General features: G+C 34.1%; 13 protein-coding genes, 1 tRNA gene and 1 pseudogene. 13 read left to right on the plus strand and 2 right to left on the minus strand.

The genetic code is table 11. The features are described from left to right. The 11 genes from IC220_RS03380 to ccmA all read left to right on the plus strand — a co-directional run. Positions 1 to 196, plus strand: a 196-nt coding sequence (locus IC220_RS03380; protein WP_458695327.1) for an EF-Tu C-terminal domain-related protein, incomplete at its 5' end; no start/stop codon positions are given. Between the two features lie 10 nt (positions 197 to 206). Next, positions 207 to 279 (plus strand) — tRNA-Trp (locus IC220_RS03385). Positions 280 to 298: 19 nt separating this feature from the next. After that, positions 299 to 499, plus strand: a complete 201-nt coding sequence (gene secE, locus IC220_RS03390; protein ID WP_223158757.1) for a preprotein translocase subunit SecE — start codon at positions 299 to 301, stop codon at positions 497 to 499. Continuing rightward, positions 489 to 1310 carry a transcription termination/antitermination protein NusG gene (nusG, locus tag IC220_RS03395; RefSeq protein WP_188153178.1) on the plus strand — a complete coding sequence of 274 codons (822 nt, stop codon included), beginning with the start codon at positions 489 to 491 and terminating at the stop codon, positions 1308 to 1310. The genes secE and nusG overlap by 11 nt, the downstream gene beginning before the upstream one ends. A 2-nt stretch (positions 1311 to 1312) precedes the next feature. Then, a complete protein-coding gene (locus IC220_RS03400) occupies positions 1313 to 1753 on the plus strand; it encodes an uL11 family ribosomal protein (protein ID WP_188153179.1) in 441 nt (146 codons plus the stop codon). Between the two features lie 5 nt (positions 1754 to 1758). Next, complete coding sequence (rplA, locus tag IC220_RS03405; RefSeq protein WP_188153180.1) at positions 1759 to 2406, plus strand: 50S ribosomal protein L1; 648 nt, start codon at positions 1759 to 1761, stop codon at positions 2404 to 2406. Between the two features lie 12 nt (positions 2407 to 2418). Further along, positions 2419 to 2937 carry a 50S ribosomal protein L10 gene (rplJ, locus tag IC220_RS03410; protein WP_188153181.1) on the plus strand — a complete coding sequence of 173 codons (519 nt, stop codon included), beginning with the start codon at positions 2419 to 2421 and terminating at the stop codon, positions 2935 to 2937. A gap of 26 nt (positions 2938 to 2963) precedes the next feature. After that, the gene (gene rplL / locus IC220_RS03415; RefSeq protein WP_188153182.1) at positions 2964 to 3362 is read left to right on the plus strand and encodes a 50S ribosomal protein L7/L12; all 399 of its coding nucleotides are present in this window, start codon (positions 2964 to 2966) and stop codon (positions 3360 to 3362) included. 49 nt (positions 3363 to 3411) lie between these two features. Beyond that, entirely contained in the window at positions 3412 to 11865 is an 8454-nt protein-coding gene (locus IC220_RS03420) for a DNA-directed RNA polymerase subunit beta/beta' (protein WP_188153183.1), read from the plus strand. A 178-nt stretch (positions 11866 to 12043) separates the two neighbouring features. Next, a complete protein-coding gene (locus IC220_RS03425; RefSeq protein ID WP_188153184.1) occupies positions 12044 to 12469 on the plus strand; it encodes a hypothetical protein in 426 nt (141 codons plus the stop codon). Between the two features lie 3 nt (positions 12470 to 12472). After that, a complete protein-coding gene (gene ccmA / locus IC220_RS03430) occupies positions 12473 to 13087 on the plus strand; it encodes a heme ABC exporter ATP-binding protein CcmA (RefSeq protein WP_188153185.1) in 615 nt (204 codons plus the stop codon). 67 nt (positions 13088 to 13154) lie between these two features. On the opposite strand, the gene prfA is transcribed toward ccmA, so the two are convergent. Then, a complete protein-coding gene (prfA, locus tag IC220_RS03435) occupies positions 13155 to 14234 on the minus strand; it encodes a peptide chain release factor 1 (protein ID WP_188153186.1) in 1080 nt (359 codons plus the stop codon). Between the two features lie 94 nt (positions 14235 to 14328). On the opposite strand from prfA, the gene yihA reads away from it, so the two are divergent. Beyond that, the gene (gene yihA, locus IC220_RS03440; protein ID WP_188153187.1) at positions 14329 to 14931 is read left to right on the plus strand and encodes a ribosome biogenesis GTP-binding protein YihA/YsxC; all 603 of its coding nucleotides are present in this window, start codon (positions 14329 to 14331) and stop codon (positions 14929 to 14931) included. Then, a complete protein-coding gene (gene argB, locus IC220_RS03445; protein WP_188153188.1) occupies positions 14906 to 15844 on the plus strand; it encodes an acetylglutamate kinase in 939 nt (312 codons plus the stop codon). The genes yihA and argB overlap by 26 nt, the downstream gene beginning before the upstream one ends. Positions 15845 to 15853: 9 nt before the next feature. Here the strand turns inward: argB and IC220_RS03450 are convergent. Next, a pseudogene (locus tag IC220_RS03450) lies at positions 15854 to 16096 on the minus strand (GNAT family N-acetyltransferase); the annotation flags it as partial. Positions 16097 to 16294: the final 198 nt, after the last annotated feature.

The following is a 16294-nucleotide window of genomic DNA, read 5'->3' on the forward strand; positions in this document are numbered from 1 at the left end:
GTTCTATTTAAGAACAACGGATGTGACAGGTAGTATAAAGTTGTTGGATGGCAAAGAAATGGTAATGCCAGGAGATAATGTAAGTATAGAAGTAGATTTGCAGTCTCCAATAGCTATGGATAAGGGATTGCGTTTTGCAATAAGGGAAGGTGGCAGAACCGTGGGTTCTGGTGTCGTTTCTGAGATTTTAGAGTAAGGTGGTTTATAGGAGTGTAGCTCAATTGGTAGAGCGCTGGTCTCCAAAACCAGAGGTTGTGGGTTCAATTCCTATCGCTCCTGCATTAATGTTGTGGTGAAAATGTTAAAAAAGTTACGTATTTTTTTTGATGATATAAAGCAAGAGGTAAGAAAAATTTCCTGGGTAAAAAGACGGGAAGTACTTTCATCTCTATTTGTTGTAATGATTGTTATACTATGCTTTTCGGTCTTCTTTTGCTTTGTGGATTTTATATCCCTTTACGCGGTTAGAGCTTTATTTGGGATTGTTTATGACATATGAATATCAGTGGTATATCATAAAAGTTAATTATGATTGTGAAAAAAATATACGTGAATTAGTAGATAGTACTGTTTATTTTAAGGAAGTATTTACTCCTCATCAGACCATATATAGCTTGAAGTCTGATACGGGAGAATTATTTGAAGTATATGTGTGTATGTACCTGTGTGATGAAAGCAAAAATATTTTAGATGGAATAATGTCTAATGATGAGCTTGAAGTTGTTTCAGATGATGAAGTAAATTTGAAGCGTAAAGAATTTGATAGGTATAAGTGGTATATTCTTAGAGTTGCTTCTAATTATGAAGAAAAAGTACGACAGCATATGCTAGAAAGCTCTGCTAGATTAGGTGTTAGTGACTATTTTAAGGAGATTTTTATTCCATATGAAGAGCTAAGTGAGGCAGAATTAAGGGCTAAGAAGGTTGCCACACGAAGAAAGTGTTTTCCTGGTTATGTTTTTTTATATGTTAATTTGTGTGATGAAGTGTTAAATTTTATTAATAGTATTCCAAAATCCCTGAAGGTTTATGGTTTTTTAAAAGATGGTAACGTTCCAAAAATAGTTTCAGATAACGAAATTAACTCAATGTGTAGTGCACTTTATAGTGCTCAGGAAAATAAAAAGTTGAGTTATGGTTATGAAAAAGGTGAAAAAGTCAAAATTAATGGTGGCCTTTTTCAAAATTTTATTGGTAAAATAGAGATGGTAAATGATGAAGCAAAAGTTGTTAGCGTGGAAGTATCAATTTTAGGTAAACCTACAGTGATAGAGTTCGATTTAAATCAAATAGAAAAGGTAGAGGATTAATTATGGCTAAGATAATCGCTAAAATTAACTTATTGATGGAAGCTGGTAAAGCAGTTCCTGGTCCTAAGATTGCTTCAGTTCTTGGTCCACGTGGCATACCTGTTCCCAAATTTTGTGAAGCTTTTAACAAAGCAACCAGTATTGCTAATGATAATTATAAAATAGGTGATATGGTAACTGCACGAGTTTCCATAAGAGACGATCGCACTCATGATCTTACTGTGAGTGGCCCTCCTGTATCTTATTTACTCAAGAAAGAAGCTAATTTGAGTAAAAGTTCTAGCAATCCGGGAAAAGAATTGGTAGCAAAATTACCTATGTCTGCTATAATCAAAATAGCAAAGTGTAAAATGGCTGATATGAAAGTAGATAAAGAGGATTCGGCAGTGAAAATGATTATTGGAACTGCTAAATCTATGGGTATAGAAATTATAGAAGGTTAATAAGTATGTGTAGTGGTGAAGTTAGACAATGTTTAGAAAAAATTATTGGGTCTGCTCCAGCAAAATTTGATGAATCAGTAGATATTGCAGTTAACTTAGGTGTGGATTCACGTAAGTCTGAAGAGCAAGTTCGTGGTATAGCAATTTTGCCTAAAGGTACTGGAAAATATATTAAAGTGGCTGTTTTTTCTCAAGGTAAATATTTACTAGAAGCTGAAAAAGCTGGCGCTGATATTATAGGTGGAGAAGATTTAATTGAAGAAATAAAAAAAGGTAAAAAGTTAGATGTTGATTGGTGTGTAACCACTCCTGATTTTATGCCTAAGATTACTTCTATTGCAAAGGTACTAGGTTCTAAAGGGTTGATGCCTAACCCTAAGTTTGGTACTGTTACTTCTAATGTAGAAGATACGGTGAAAATGATTAAATCTGGTCAGGTGAGATTTAGAACTGATAAGAATGGTATTATTCACGGCAAGTTAGGAAGTGTTAAATTTAGCATTGATGATTTGCTGGAAAATTTAAAAGCCTTTCTTAAAGTAATTAAAGACAATAAGCCTGTTTCTGTAAAAGGAGTTTACTTTAAAAGTATTTTTTTAAATTCAACTATGGGCAAAGCCTACAAAATAAGTAAAGTAGAAGATGTAATTTAAAGGGGTGATATAGTGAAGCGAGAAGATAAGGATGAATTTATACAGAATATAAAGGATGTATTTTTGAATAATGATTTCTTAATATTAATAAATTTTGCATGCATAAATGCCGGTGAGTCCGTAAGTCTGAGGAATAGTCTAAAGTCTGTAGGGGGTGGTTTTTTAGTGGTAAAAAATACTTTGGCACGTTTGGCTTTAGAAAGGGCAGATAAGTTTTCTTATTTATCGAGTAAATTTTCTGGCCCTGTAGCTGTTGTATATTCTGAAAATGTAGTGGAAGCTGCAAAGCTAGTTGTTGATTTCATTAAAGCCAATAAAGATAAAATGTCTGTCGTTTGTGCAGCACATTCAAATCAATTATTGGCAGCAGAGGATGTTGATAAATTGGCTAGCTTACCTTCTTTGGATGAGTTGCGTATTAAAATTATGCGTTTAATATCTTATAATATTCCTGCTCGATTAGCATTATCTGTTAATTCACCTTTTATGAGGTTGATGAGAGTATTAGATTATTATAGTTCTAAAAAATAAATTTGTTGTTAACTAAGGTGGTAATTATGAGTAATGTAACAAATGATTTGGTTGATAAAATATTATCTTTAAATCTATTAGAAGCTGCTGAGCTTGTGAAGGTTCTTGAAGAAAAGGTGGGATTACCTGCAGGTTCTTTTATTGCTGGAGCTGCTAGCACTGGTGCAGCTGTTAGTGGAGATTCCGCTCCTGCTGCTCAGGAAAAAAGCGAATACAAGGTTGTAATCAAAGAAATTGATTCTAGTAAAAAAATAGCAGTTATCAAAGCTATTAGAGAAGTTAATTCTACGCTGGGTTTAAAGGAAGCAAAGGAATTAGTTGAATCTTTACCAAAAGATTTAACTGCTAATGTTCCTAAGGATGAGGCAGAAAAAATAAAGCAGAAGCTTATTGATGCCGGAGCAACTAAAGTAGAGCTTGAATAGTGCTTTTGTTGTATTAGTGTAGCTCTTTTGGTTAGTTTGGGGTATTGTAATGTCTGATTCTTTAAATGTTTGTAATTCTAATGTTTCTACTCCTAGGATTTCATATGCTAGGTCTATTGATTTAAAAGATTCTTTGTTGGATTTAGTAAAAGTTCAAAAAGAATCGTATGATTCATTTACTCCGCAAAGTGGAAGTAATCAAAGGCTTGAGGCTATTTTTCATGCAATTTTTCCAGTAAATGATCCTTTGCATAGAGCTACTCTTGAATTTATAAGATGTAGGATTGATCATCCTAAATATGATGAGTCTGAGTGTGTAAAGCGTGGTATAACTTATTCTGCACAGGTTATTGCTTGTATACGTCTTGTTATCATGCAAGAAGGTGTTGCTTTAGATAAGTATAGATCTATTACAGATGCTTCTGAGCTTGCAAAAGTTGTAAAACATATAGAAGAGCAAGAAGTGCGTGTATGTGATTTACCTTTAATGACTGACAAGGGTACTTTTATTATTAACGGTGTAGAAAAAGTTACTGTTTCGCAAATGCATAGGTCTCCTGGCGTATTTTTTGATAGTGACAAAGGAAAAACATATAATTCTGGTAAATTGATTTATTCTGCTAGAATCATTCCTTATAGAGGCTCTTGGCTCGACATTGAATTTGATGTCAAAGACCTTTTGTATTTTCGAATTGATAGAAAAAGGAAATTACCAATTTCAGTCTTGCTTAAAGCATTAGGGCTATCTAATAATGATATACTTGATAAATTTTATAAAAAAATACAGTATGTAAAGTATCAAGATGGCTGGAAAGTACCTTTTATTCCTGATAAGTTTAAGGGAGTGAGGTTACCTTTTGATTTAGCAGATATCAATGGCAATATATTACTTAAGGCTAACGTCCGTATTACTTCTAGATTAGCTAAAAAATTCCATGATGATGGATTAAGAGAGCATCTAGTGCCTCTTGATTCTATATGCGGCTTATTTCTTGCAGAAGATCTAGTAGATGAAGCTAGTTCGACAAAAATTTTATCTGCTGGTGAGCCTATAAAACCTGAAGATGTAAAAAAATTCCAGTTGTTATCTATTAATGAAATATCTGTATTAAATGTAGATAATTTATCCGTTGGGCCTTATATATTAAATACGCTCTTTTTGGAGAAGGGTACATCTTATCAGGATGCCCTGTATGAGATATATAGAGTTTTACGTCCTGGTGAAGTTCCTGTTTTAGAAATAGTAGAAGATTTTTTTCATAATCTTTTTTTCAATCCAGAATATTATGACTTATCAAATATTGGTAGGTTAAAACTTAACTCTTATCTTGGGTTAAATTATGATGAAGAATTAACTGTTTTAACACATGAAGATATTATCGAAGTTGTAAGAAAAATAGTATTATTGCGTGATGGACAGGGATCTATAGACGATATTGATCACTTAGGAAATAGAAGAGTAAGGTCAGTTGGAGAGTTTATAGAAAATCAATTTAGAGCTGGATTATTAAAGTTAGAGCGTGTGATGGTTGATTACATGTCAACTTCTAATTTAGAGAAAGTTTCTCCAGCTGATTTTATTAATCCAAAAGTGTTAACCAATGTCTTGAGAGATTTTTTTAATTCTTCTCAATTATCTCAATTTATGGATCAAACTAATCCATTATCAGAAATAACGCATAAAAGAAGATTATCCGCATTAGGCCCTGGAGGTTTAACTAGAGAGCGGGCAGGATTTGAAGTGCGTGATGTTCATCCAACGCACTATGGAAGAATTTGTCCTATTGAAACTCCTGAAGGACAAAATATAGGGCTAATTAATAGTTTAGCTATATATGCACGTATCAATAAGTATGGTTTTATTGAAAGCCCCTATAGAAAAGTAGTTAATAGAGTAGTAACTGATCAAATTGAGTACCTGTCTGCTATAGATGAAGGTCTATGTTACATAGCTGACACTAGTGCAAAGCTTGATGAAAATAACTGTTTTGTTGATGACATGCTATATTGTAGATATGCTGGTAGCTTTGTGATGATAAGTAGTGATCAAGTCAGCTACATAGACGTATCCCCAAAACAGGTAATATCAGTTGCAGCTTCTTTAATTCCCTTTTTGGAAAATGATGATGCTAATAGAGCATTAATGGGTTCTAATATGCAACGACAGGCTGTACCTTTATTAAAGCCTACAGCTCCAGTAGTTGCTACTGGTATGGAGTCTTTTGCAGCAACAGGTTCTGGCGCAGTAGTGTTGGCTAAACGTGATGGTATAGTTGATAGTGCTGATAGCAACTCGGTAGTTATTCGCGCTTTTGACAAAGAAAAGGCTAATTACCTTGGTTTAGACATTTATCATTTAAGAAAATTCCAACGTTCTAACCATAACACCTGTATCAATCAAAGACCTTTAGTGCGTGTGGGTGATCACGTGAAAGAAGGCGATGTTATTGTTGATGGTCCTGCAATTAATAAAGGAGAGCTTGCTCTTGGTAAAAATTTGCTAGTTGCTTTTATGTCTTGGCAGGGATACAATTTTGAAGATTCTATCATTATTTCAAGTGAAGTAGTGAAGAAAGATCTCTTCACTTCTGTTCATATAGAGGAATTTGAATGTACTGTACATGACACTCCTTTGGGATCAGAAAAAATAACTCGTGCTATACCTGATGTTAATGAAGAAAATCTATATCACTTAGATGATAGTGGTATAGTAAAAGTTGGTACAAGAGTTGGTCCTGGTTATATTCTTGTAGGAAAAGTAACTCCTAAACCTTCTCTTTCATTACCTCCTGAAACAAAGCTGTTGATGACAATTTTTGGCGAGAAGTCATTTGATTGTTCGGACTCATCCTTATATACATCTCCGGATGTTGAAGGTACAGTGATAGATGTACAAGTCTTCACCCGTAGGGGAGTTGAGGAAATTGAAAGAGCACAGCTTATTAAGCAAAAAGAAGTTAGTGATTTTGAGGCAGAGCGAAATTATACAATCAATGTTACTAGTGAGTATTTTTATGATGAGTTGCAAAAACTTATTGTTACTTCGGGTCTTCAAGAAAAATTAGACTCTATTGAGCGCCAACAATGGTGGGATATAGGGTTAAAGCATCCGTCTATTTCAGAACAAGTTAAGAATTTAAAAAGAGATTTTGATGAAAAAATATCAAGTGTCATAACACAATTTGAGCAAAAAGTAGGAAAATTAAGTGAAGGTTATGACTTACCACAGGGCGTGTCTATGGTGGTAAAAGTTTTTATTGCCGTAAAACATAGTCTACAACCAGGAGATAAAATGTCTGGTAGACACGGGAATAAGGGTGTTATTTCTCGAGTAGTGTCAGTTGAAGATATGCCTTACTTAGAAGATGGTACACCTGTTGATATCATTCTTAATCCTCTTGGTGTTCCTTCGAGAATGAATGTAGGACAGATACTTGAAAGCCATGTTGGTTGGGCTTGTAAGAAATTAGGAGAAAAAGTAGGTAATATTCTTGATAAGATTCGTACAATAAATAATACTTTTTGTAAGGAAGTTAGAGCTCTTGATGATAGCGAGTTTAGAGAACTATATCTTAAAAATAATGCAAAAGAAATTGAAGATATTCTCGATGGTGAAATAATATCAGCTGTTTTAAATGCACCTGAAAGCAATGATGAATTAGTAAAAACTTACTTGAATCAACATGACAATGTATGCAGTGATTTGCGTGATTTTCTTATGAAAATTTACAATTATGGAAATAATGCATCTGTATGTAACAATATTCGTAGTATGCATAAAAACAACTTGATTGAATTTGCATATGAATTGCGTAATGGAGTACCTATTGCAGCACCTGTATTTGAGGGTCCAAAAGACGAACAAATAACAGAATTATTTAAACTTGCTGGTCTGGATGATTCTGGACAATCTGAGTTATATGATGGCCGTACTGGTGAAAAATTTGACCGTAAAATTACGGTGGGTTATATGTATATGCTTAAATTGCATCACTTAGTTGATGATAAGATTCATGCACGTTCAGTGGGACCTTACAGCTTAGTCACTCAGCAACCTCTTGGAGGAAAATCACACTTCGGTGGCCAACGTTTTGGTGAAATGGAATGTTGGGCATTACAGGCATACGGTGCTGCTTACACATTGCAAGAGATGTTAACTGTAAAGTCTGATGATATTAATGGTAGGGTTAAGATTTACGAATCAATAATAAAAGGCGATAGCAATTTTGAATGCGGAATTCCTGAATCTTTTAATGTAATGATAAAAGAGTTGAATTCTTTATGCCTTAACGTAGTTTTAAAGCAAAATGACGTAGCTATTCAGGATATGTCTCACACTAATATTGCACAATCTTTTGATAAAATTTGTATATCAATTGCTAGCCCTGAAAGTATAAGATCCATGTCTTATGGTGAAGTAAAGGACGTTTCAACCGCAAATTACCGTACATTCAAAGTTGAAAAGGGTGGGTTATTTTGTCCTAAGATTTTTGGTCCTGTTAATGATGATGAATGTTTATGCGGAAAGTATAAAAAGAGAAGGCATAGAGGACGTATATGCGAAAAATGTGGAGTAGAAGTTACATCCTCTAAAGTAAGAAGAGAAAGGATGGGTCATATAGACCTTGCATCACCTGTTGCACATATATGGTTTTTAAAATCTCTTCCTTCAAGAATTGGAGCGTTATTAGACATATCACTCAGGGACATTGAAAATGTTTTATATAGCGATAATTATATTGTAATAGATCCTCTTATTTCTCCTTTTGAAAAATGTGAGATTATCAGTGAAAAGGCTTATAACGAGGCTAATGATAATTATGGAAGTGATGGCTTTATAGCTATGCAAGGTGTTGAAGCTATAAGGGAATTATTGACACGCTTGGATTTACCTGAAATTAGAAGAAATTTGAGATTAGAGCTGGAGTCTGTTGTTTCTGAAATAAAAAGAAAGAAAATTATAAAGAGATTACGTATTGTTGAAAATTTTATAAAGTCTGGGAACAAACCTGAATGGATGATACTTACAACAATACCTATTCTGCCGCCTGATTTACGTCCTTTGGTTTCACTTGAAAGTGGTCGTCCTGCAGTTTCTGATTTGAATCACCACTATAGGACTATCATTAATAGAAATAATCGATTGAGGAAGTTGTTAAGCTTAAATCCTCCTGAGATTATGATTCGTAATGAAAAAAGGATGTTGCAAGAAGCTGTTGACTCTCTTTTCGATAATAGCCGTCGTAATACCCTGCCAAACAAAGCTGGTACTGTCGGGTATAAAAAATCCATTAGTGATATGCTGAAAGGAAAGCAAGGTCGTTTTCGTCAGAATCTTTTAGGTAAGAGAGTAGATTACTCAGGACGTTCTGTGATAGTTGTTGGTCCAACTTTGAAGTTAAATCAATGTGGATTACCAAAAAGAATGGCTCTTGAATTATTTAAGCCTTTTGTTTACTCAAAGCTTAAGATGTATGGTATTGCCCCGACTATCAAATTTGCTAGTAAACTAATAAGAGCAGAAAAGCCAGAAGTTTGGGATATGTTGGAAGAGGTAATAAAAGAGCACCCTGTTTTACTGAACAGAGCACCTACCTTACATAGGCTCGGTATTCAAGCTTTTGAGCCAATACTCATTGAAGGTAAAGCTATACAACTTCATCCACTTGTTTGTGCAGCGTATAATGCCGATTTTGATGGTGATCAAATGGCAGTGCATGTACCAATTTCATTGGAAGCTCAGCTTGAAGCCAGAGTGTTGATGATGTCAACCAGTAATGTTTTAAGTCCTTCCAATGGTAGACCAGTAATAGTTCCTAGTAAGGATATAGTACTTGGTATATACTACCTCTCTTTACAAGAGCTCGTTGATAATGAAGATGGTTTAGCACATTTTGGTAGTTTTTGTGATATTGAACATTCTTTGAATAGTGGTATTTTACACATTCATTCTAATATAAAATATAGAATGGAATATATTAATAATGATGGAGAGATTTACCATAAAACTGTTCGCACAACTCCTGGTCGCTTGATATTATGGCAAATTCTACCTCAACATAAGAACTTAAGCTTTGATTTAATAAATCATATACTAACAGTTAAGGAAATAACTAATATAGTTGACTTAGTATATCGTAATTGTGGTCAGAGTGCTACGGTAGTGTTTTGTGATAAATTAATGGTACTTGGTTTTGAGTATGCTACGTTTTCTGGCGCTTCTTTTGGTCGTTATGATTTGGTTATACCTGAAACTAAAGCTATACATGTTGATCATGCAAGAAACGAGATCAAGAAATTCTCTGTGCAGTATCAAGACGGGTTGATCACTAGAAGTGAGAGATATAATAAAGTCATAGACGAGTGGTTAAAATGTACAGATATGATAGCTAATGACATGTTAAAGGCAATGTCGGTATATGATAAAAGTAGTAAGTATAACTCAGTGTATATGATGATCAATTCTGGAGCAAGGGGTTCTACTTCACAAATGAAACAGTTAGCAGGAATGCGTGGAGTAATGACTAAGCCTTCAGGTGAAGTTATAGAAACACCTATCATCTCTAACTTCCGCGAAGGATTAAATGTATTTGAGTACTTTAATTCTACTCATGGTGCTCGTAAAGGCTTAGCTGACACTGCACTTAAAACTGCAAATTCTGGATACCTAACTCGCCGTTTAGTGGACGTGTCACAAAATTGTATTGTTACACAGCATGATTGTAGAACAAAGAATGGATTGGTTGTTAGGGCTACAGTGGAAGATGGTACTATAGTTGCATCTTTAGAAAGTGTTGTTCTAGGCAGAGTGGCTGCAAACGATATATATAATCCAGTAACAAAAGAACTATTGGTAACATCGGGAGAATTAATTGATGAAGATAAGGTTAAACAAATTAATATTGCAGGACTTGACGTTATAAAAATTAGATCTCCTTTGACCTGTGAAGTAAGTCCAGGTCTATGTGCTTTATGTTATGGAAGAGACCTTGCAACTGGTAAAGTTGTGTCAATAGGTGAAGCGATTGGTGTAATAGCTGCACAATCTGTTGGGGAGCCAGGTACACAATTAACTATGCGTACATTCCATACAGGTGGTGTAGTAACAAGAAGCGTTGAATCTTCTAATATTGTCGCTTCAATTAATGCTAAAATAAAGTTAAACAACAGTAATTTAATTGTTGATAAGAATGGAGATAAAATTGTTGTCAGCCGTTCTTGTGAAGTTATATTGGTTGATAGTTTAGGTAGTGAAAAGTTAAGGTATAACATACCTTACGGTGCTAAGTTTTATGTAGCTGAAGGTGAGTCAGTAAAAATTGGTGATAAGGTGGCTGAATGGGATCCATATACATTGCCTATCATTACAGAAAAGACAGGTACAGTGTCTTATCGAGACTTAAAAGATGGCATTTCAATTACTGAAGTAATGGATGAATCTACGGGAATATCAAGCAAAGTAGTAAAAGACTGGAAGTTGCATTCTGGTGGAGCTAATTTACGTCCTCGTATAGTTCTACTTGATGATAATGGTGAAGTAATTACATTAGCTAGTGGTGTTGAAGCGTGTTATTTTATACCAATAGGTGCAGTATTAAATGTGCAAGATGGGCAAAAAGTTTATGCTGGTGATGTGATTACAAGAACGCCAAGAGAGTCAGTTAAAACTCGTGATATTACTGGTGGTTTGCCGAGAGTTATAGAACTATTTGAAGCACGACGTCCAAAAGAACATGCAATTGTTAGTGAAATAGATGGTCATGTAACCTTTTCTGAAAAAGATCGCAGAGGAAAACGCAGTATATTAATTAGGCCTGTTGATAATCAAATTCCTCCAACGGAATATTTAGTATCTAGAAGTAAGCATGTTATAGTGAATGAAGGTGATTTTGTTCGCAAAGGTGATCTATTGATGGATGGTGATCCTGATCTTCATGATATCTTGCGTGTATTGGGGCTGGAAGCCTTAGCGCATTATATGATTTCTGAAATACAGCAAGTTTATAGATTCCAAGGTATCCGCATAGATAATAAACATTTAGAAGTGATTTTAAAGCAAATGCTACAAAAAGTAGAAATTACTGATCCGGGTGATACTATGTACTTAGTTGGTGAAAGCATTGATAAATTAGAAGTTGATAGAGAAAACAATGCTATGATTAATTCTGGTACTCGACCTGCTGATTACTTACCTATCTTGCAGGGAATTACTAGGGCAAGTCTTGAAACTAATTCATTTATTTCTGCTGCCTCTTTCCAAGAAACAACAAAGGTGCTAACAGAAGCTGCTTTCTGTGGCAAGGATGATCTGTTGATTGGGTTAAAAGAAAATGTCATAGTAGGTAGATTAATTCCTGCTGGTACAGGTTTAATTATGAATAAAGTTAGAACTCTTGCTTTACGTAATGATATGGATGACTATGAAAAGTATTTTAACATTGAGTTTTACGATGAAAAGGAGTTAAGAGATAATGTGAAGGAAAATTCGACAATATTGAGTTAAATATGCTATTTACTGGACCTCTTTGGAAACTTGATTTTAACAGCAGTTTTATTTCAAGTTTCTCAATTAGAGGTCAAGTTTACTCTAATTTTACTATGTAATTATACAATTGAGAGTATTGCACTAGAAATTGCAAATTTTCTATAATTGTGGTATAATAACTAAAAATCAACACGAGATGCTATTAACACAGATCATCTTCTCTAGCGTAGCACTACTCACTATCATAATAATATTTCTTTTTTTTAGGAAAGTACGTAAGAAACGTATTATAGTTACAAAAAAAACTACCACAGAAGAAGATAAAAAAAATAATAAGCTATACAAAAAAGATAAGCAAAAAGAGCGTAAGCAAACACTAGAACAAGAGATTGACAATGATGTAACACAAGACGACATAAAGCAAATCTACAAAGAAGATTTAGAGATAGTAGATATTGCAAAACCATTAGGTAAATGGACAAAAATGGTTATGCAGAATGGAGGCCTCATGCTACGTTTTGCACAGTTAATAAAAAGTGAAGGTGGTCAAAAGGGATTTTGGCAATTATTTGTTGAAGCACAATCTTCAACCAAAAGCAAAGACAAGGGCAAAGGTAGATAATTTATGCTTGAATGTAAAAATTTATCCTGTACTCGCAATAATAAAACATTATTTAAAAATCTCAGTTTTAAGGCTGAGCCACAATCTAAAATTTTAATCACCGGACAAAATGGTAGTGGTAAAACTACCCTCATCAGAAGTTTATGTGGGCTACTACCACCTACATCTGGTAATATTAAGTATCATGGTAATGATATATATGAAGACCCTAAACTCTATACATCCGCTATGGCATATATAGGACATAAAAATGCTTGTAAGGACAATCTCACTGTCATGCAAAACATAGAATTTTGGGCAGGAATACGTAGTACAAAAGAATTAATTATAGCAGCTGCCTGTTGTTTGCAGTTACAACCTGTACTAAACATCAGATATAGTGAGCTTTCTGCAGGTTGGAAAAGAAGGGTTGCGCTTGCTCGTCTTTTAGTTTCTAATGCTAACATTTGGTTCATAGATGAACCATTTTGTAACCTTGATAATACAGCATACGATTTAGTGATTAACCTCATTACAATACGTTCCAAGCAGAATGGCATAGTAATCATTACAGGCCCGAGTTTTACAGAGCAACTATCCGACTTCAGGACAATTAGCATATGTGATTTTAGTGGCTAGTCCATAAGTAAAGCTCATACATCTAACTTTATTTAACACTTCCATCCCCCTACTCTCACATCCATATTTAACTTTCTCCGGCTAATCTCTCTGCTTCATTGCGTGCAATTAGAGCTTCAATAAATTCATCTAACTCACCTTCTTTCATAATTTGGTCTAACTTGTATGAAGTTAAATGAATTCTATGATCCGTAATTCTTGATTGTGGAAAGTTATATGTTCTTATGCGCTCAGAGCGATCTCCAGAACCTATTTGACTTTTTCTTATCTGCGATCGCTCTGTTTCTTTTTTTTGTCTTTCAATTTCATACAATCTCGCTCTCAAGACTTTAAGTGCCTTAGCTTTGTTCTTATGCTGTGATTTCTCATCTTGTTGTATTACAACCATTCCTGTTGGCAAATGTGTAATTCTCACTGCGCTATCAGTTGTATTCACCGATTGCCCTCCAGGTCCACTGGATCTATACACATCTATTCGTAAATCTTTCTCTTCTATCTTGAAATCAACTTCTTCTACTTCAGGCAGTATTGCCACAGTAGCGGCAGAAGTATGCAACCTGCCTGAAGACTCAGTTTCTGGTACTCTCTGCACTCTATGCACTCCTGATTCAAATTTCAGCCTCGCAAACACTTCTGTGCCATTAATTAACGCCGAAGCTTCTTTATATCCACCTATACCAGTGTTGGAGATGCTAATTGGTTCAAATTTCCAGTTTCTTCTTTCTGCATATTTTTGATACATACGATATAGATTAGCGGCAAATAATGCTGCTTCTTCACCACCTGTGCCAGCTCTAATTTCTAATATGACATTTCTTGAATCATCTGCATCCTTTGGCAATAGGGCTAACTTTAACCTGTCTTTTACTTTTGGTAATAACACTTTGTGCTTGGCAAAAAATTCCTCTTTTGCTAATTCTCTAATGTCATGTTCAATACTCTCATCCTTTACTATTTTATCTAAATCTGAAATATCCTCTTGTAATGCCTGATATTCATCTATCACTTGAATGATAGGCTTTAATTCAGAATATTCCTTAGAAAGATTAATAAATTCTTTTTGACTCAAATCAGCAGGATTTCCCAACCTCTTTTCTACGTCATAAAATTTTCTTTTTAAATCCTGCAGATTATTTTCTATATCCATACAACACACTTCAAGCTATAATATATTGAAATAAAAAGTTCCTCATATCAAGTAATAACATTATACTATACTTATCACCTTGAATACTTTTCCTATGGCAAAACAAATAACATCGAATTGTGACTTTATATTTGGCGCTTCGAACACAAAGTCATTACCTGATGAATTGGTACCAGAAATAGCGTTTGCTGGTAGGTCAAATGTAGGAAAATCCAGCTTGATTAACTTGCTAGTAAACAGTAAAAAAGCTGCTCGAGTTTCTTCGAAACCTGGGTGTACTAGGCAAATAAATTTTTATTCTATGCACAATAATAAGTTCAGGTTTGTTGATTTACCAGGATATGGTTATTCCTCTGCAGGAAAAGAAGAAATAGCACAATATTTAAGTTTAATTGAATACTACTTAACCCAAAGAAGAAATCTCAAAAGAGTTTTTGTGTTAATAGATGGACGAATAGGATTGAAAGAAATAGACAAAGACTTCATTTGTTGGTTAACATATAATAATATAAACTTTAGTGTTGTATTAACAAAAGCAGATAAAGTGAATCAGAAAGATTTAAATGCAGTGCAAGAAAGCATACAGAAGTGGATGCATGGTGAAGGTATACTAGCTCACCAAATAAATACGGTAAGTGTACGTATAAGATGTGAATTAAAGAATTTAAGAAATGAAATTTTCAAATTTATACAATGATACAAATTATAATCAGAAGATGAAAGACTTAACAACATTCCAAGAAAAGGCAAAAATATTACTAGAGGTTCTGCCTAATATACCTAATTTTGTAGGAGAAACTTTCGTTATAAAATATGGTGGCATAGCCATGTCAGACGAAATACTATTGAACGCTTTTGTGCGTAATATTGTTTTATTAAAACAGTTAGGTATAAATCCTATAATAGTTCACGATGGGGAATGTGAAATTAACTCATTGTTGAAAACACTAGGTACAGAAAGCAAGTTTGTTAACAACATTAGACTGACAGATAAAGAAACCATACAAATCATTGAAATGGCACTATGCGGGTCACTCAACAAAAAGATAGTTGAACATATAAACTCTGTAGGCGGCTCAGCTATTGGATTATGTGGAAAAGATGGCAACTTAATAAAAGCAGAAAAAATAACTGCCACGCTCAAAAAAAATGAATCAAGCAATATTGAGAAAATACTAGATATTGGATTTATAGGTAGACCAATTGAAATAAATCCTGACATATTGTTCTTTCTTGAAGAGTCAGATTTTATACCAGTTATTGCACCAATAGGCTATGGAAAAGACGGAGAGACGTATCATATTGATGCTGATAGTGTTGCAAGCGTAATAGCGATTACAGTTTCTGCATCTAAAATGATAATCTTTAGTGATACAGACGAAGAAATAAATGAAATTAGTGATAGAAAGATATCTGTTAAAAATCTAAATGCATCAATTAATAGTGGAAAAATCAAAGGAGAAACGCTTATCAATAGATTTATAGCATGCACTAAAATGGTAGAAGAGTGTGCTGGAATTGCCCATATAGTTGATGGAAGAATACCTAATATTATTTTAGATCTGTTTACTGAAAACAACTTAAGTGCATCAATTATAGGTGATTCATAGTCTTTTAGTTTAAAAACTTGGCTTGACCATCAAAGTTATGTTATTGTTTTCCCTGACCTTCTTAAACCCCACCCTTTCATAAATACGAATTGCGCCTATGTTTGCTGTATCAGAGTCAACAGAAACGTTTTTAAAATCTTCAAAGACAAATTCATTTAAGAATATACTCAAAGCTTGCGTACCAATACCTTTACCTATGTAATCTGGATTACCAATATACCAATCTATGTCAGCACAGCTCTCTGGAAGATCTGAGAAGATGTCTTGAAAAGAAATGAAAAGATAAATATACTAAAGCAAATGTAGAATTAAGAGGTAAAAAAATGTATCCAAGTGACATAAGTGACAAAGAATGGGAAATACTAGAGCCATACGTTGCACAAGGGGCAATAGGAAGGCCAAGAAAACACGATATTAGAGCGATTATTAATGCAATAAGATATATAATGA

The organism is Wolbachia endosymbiont of Pentalonia nigronervosa (assembly GCF_014534705.1).
Classification (GTDB): domain Bacteria; phylum Pseudomonadota; class Alphaproteobacteria; order Rickettsiales; family Anaplasmataceae; genus Wolbachia.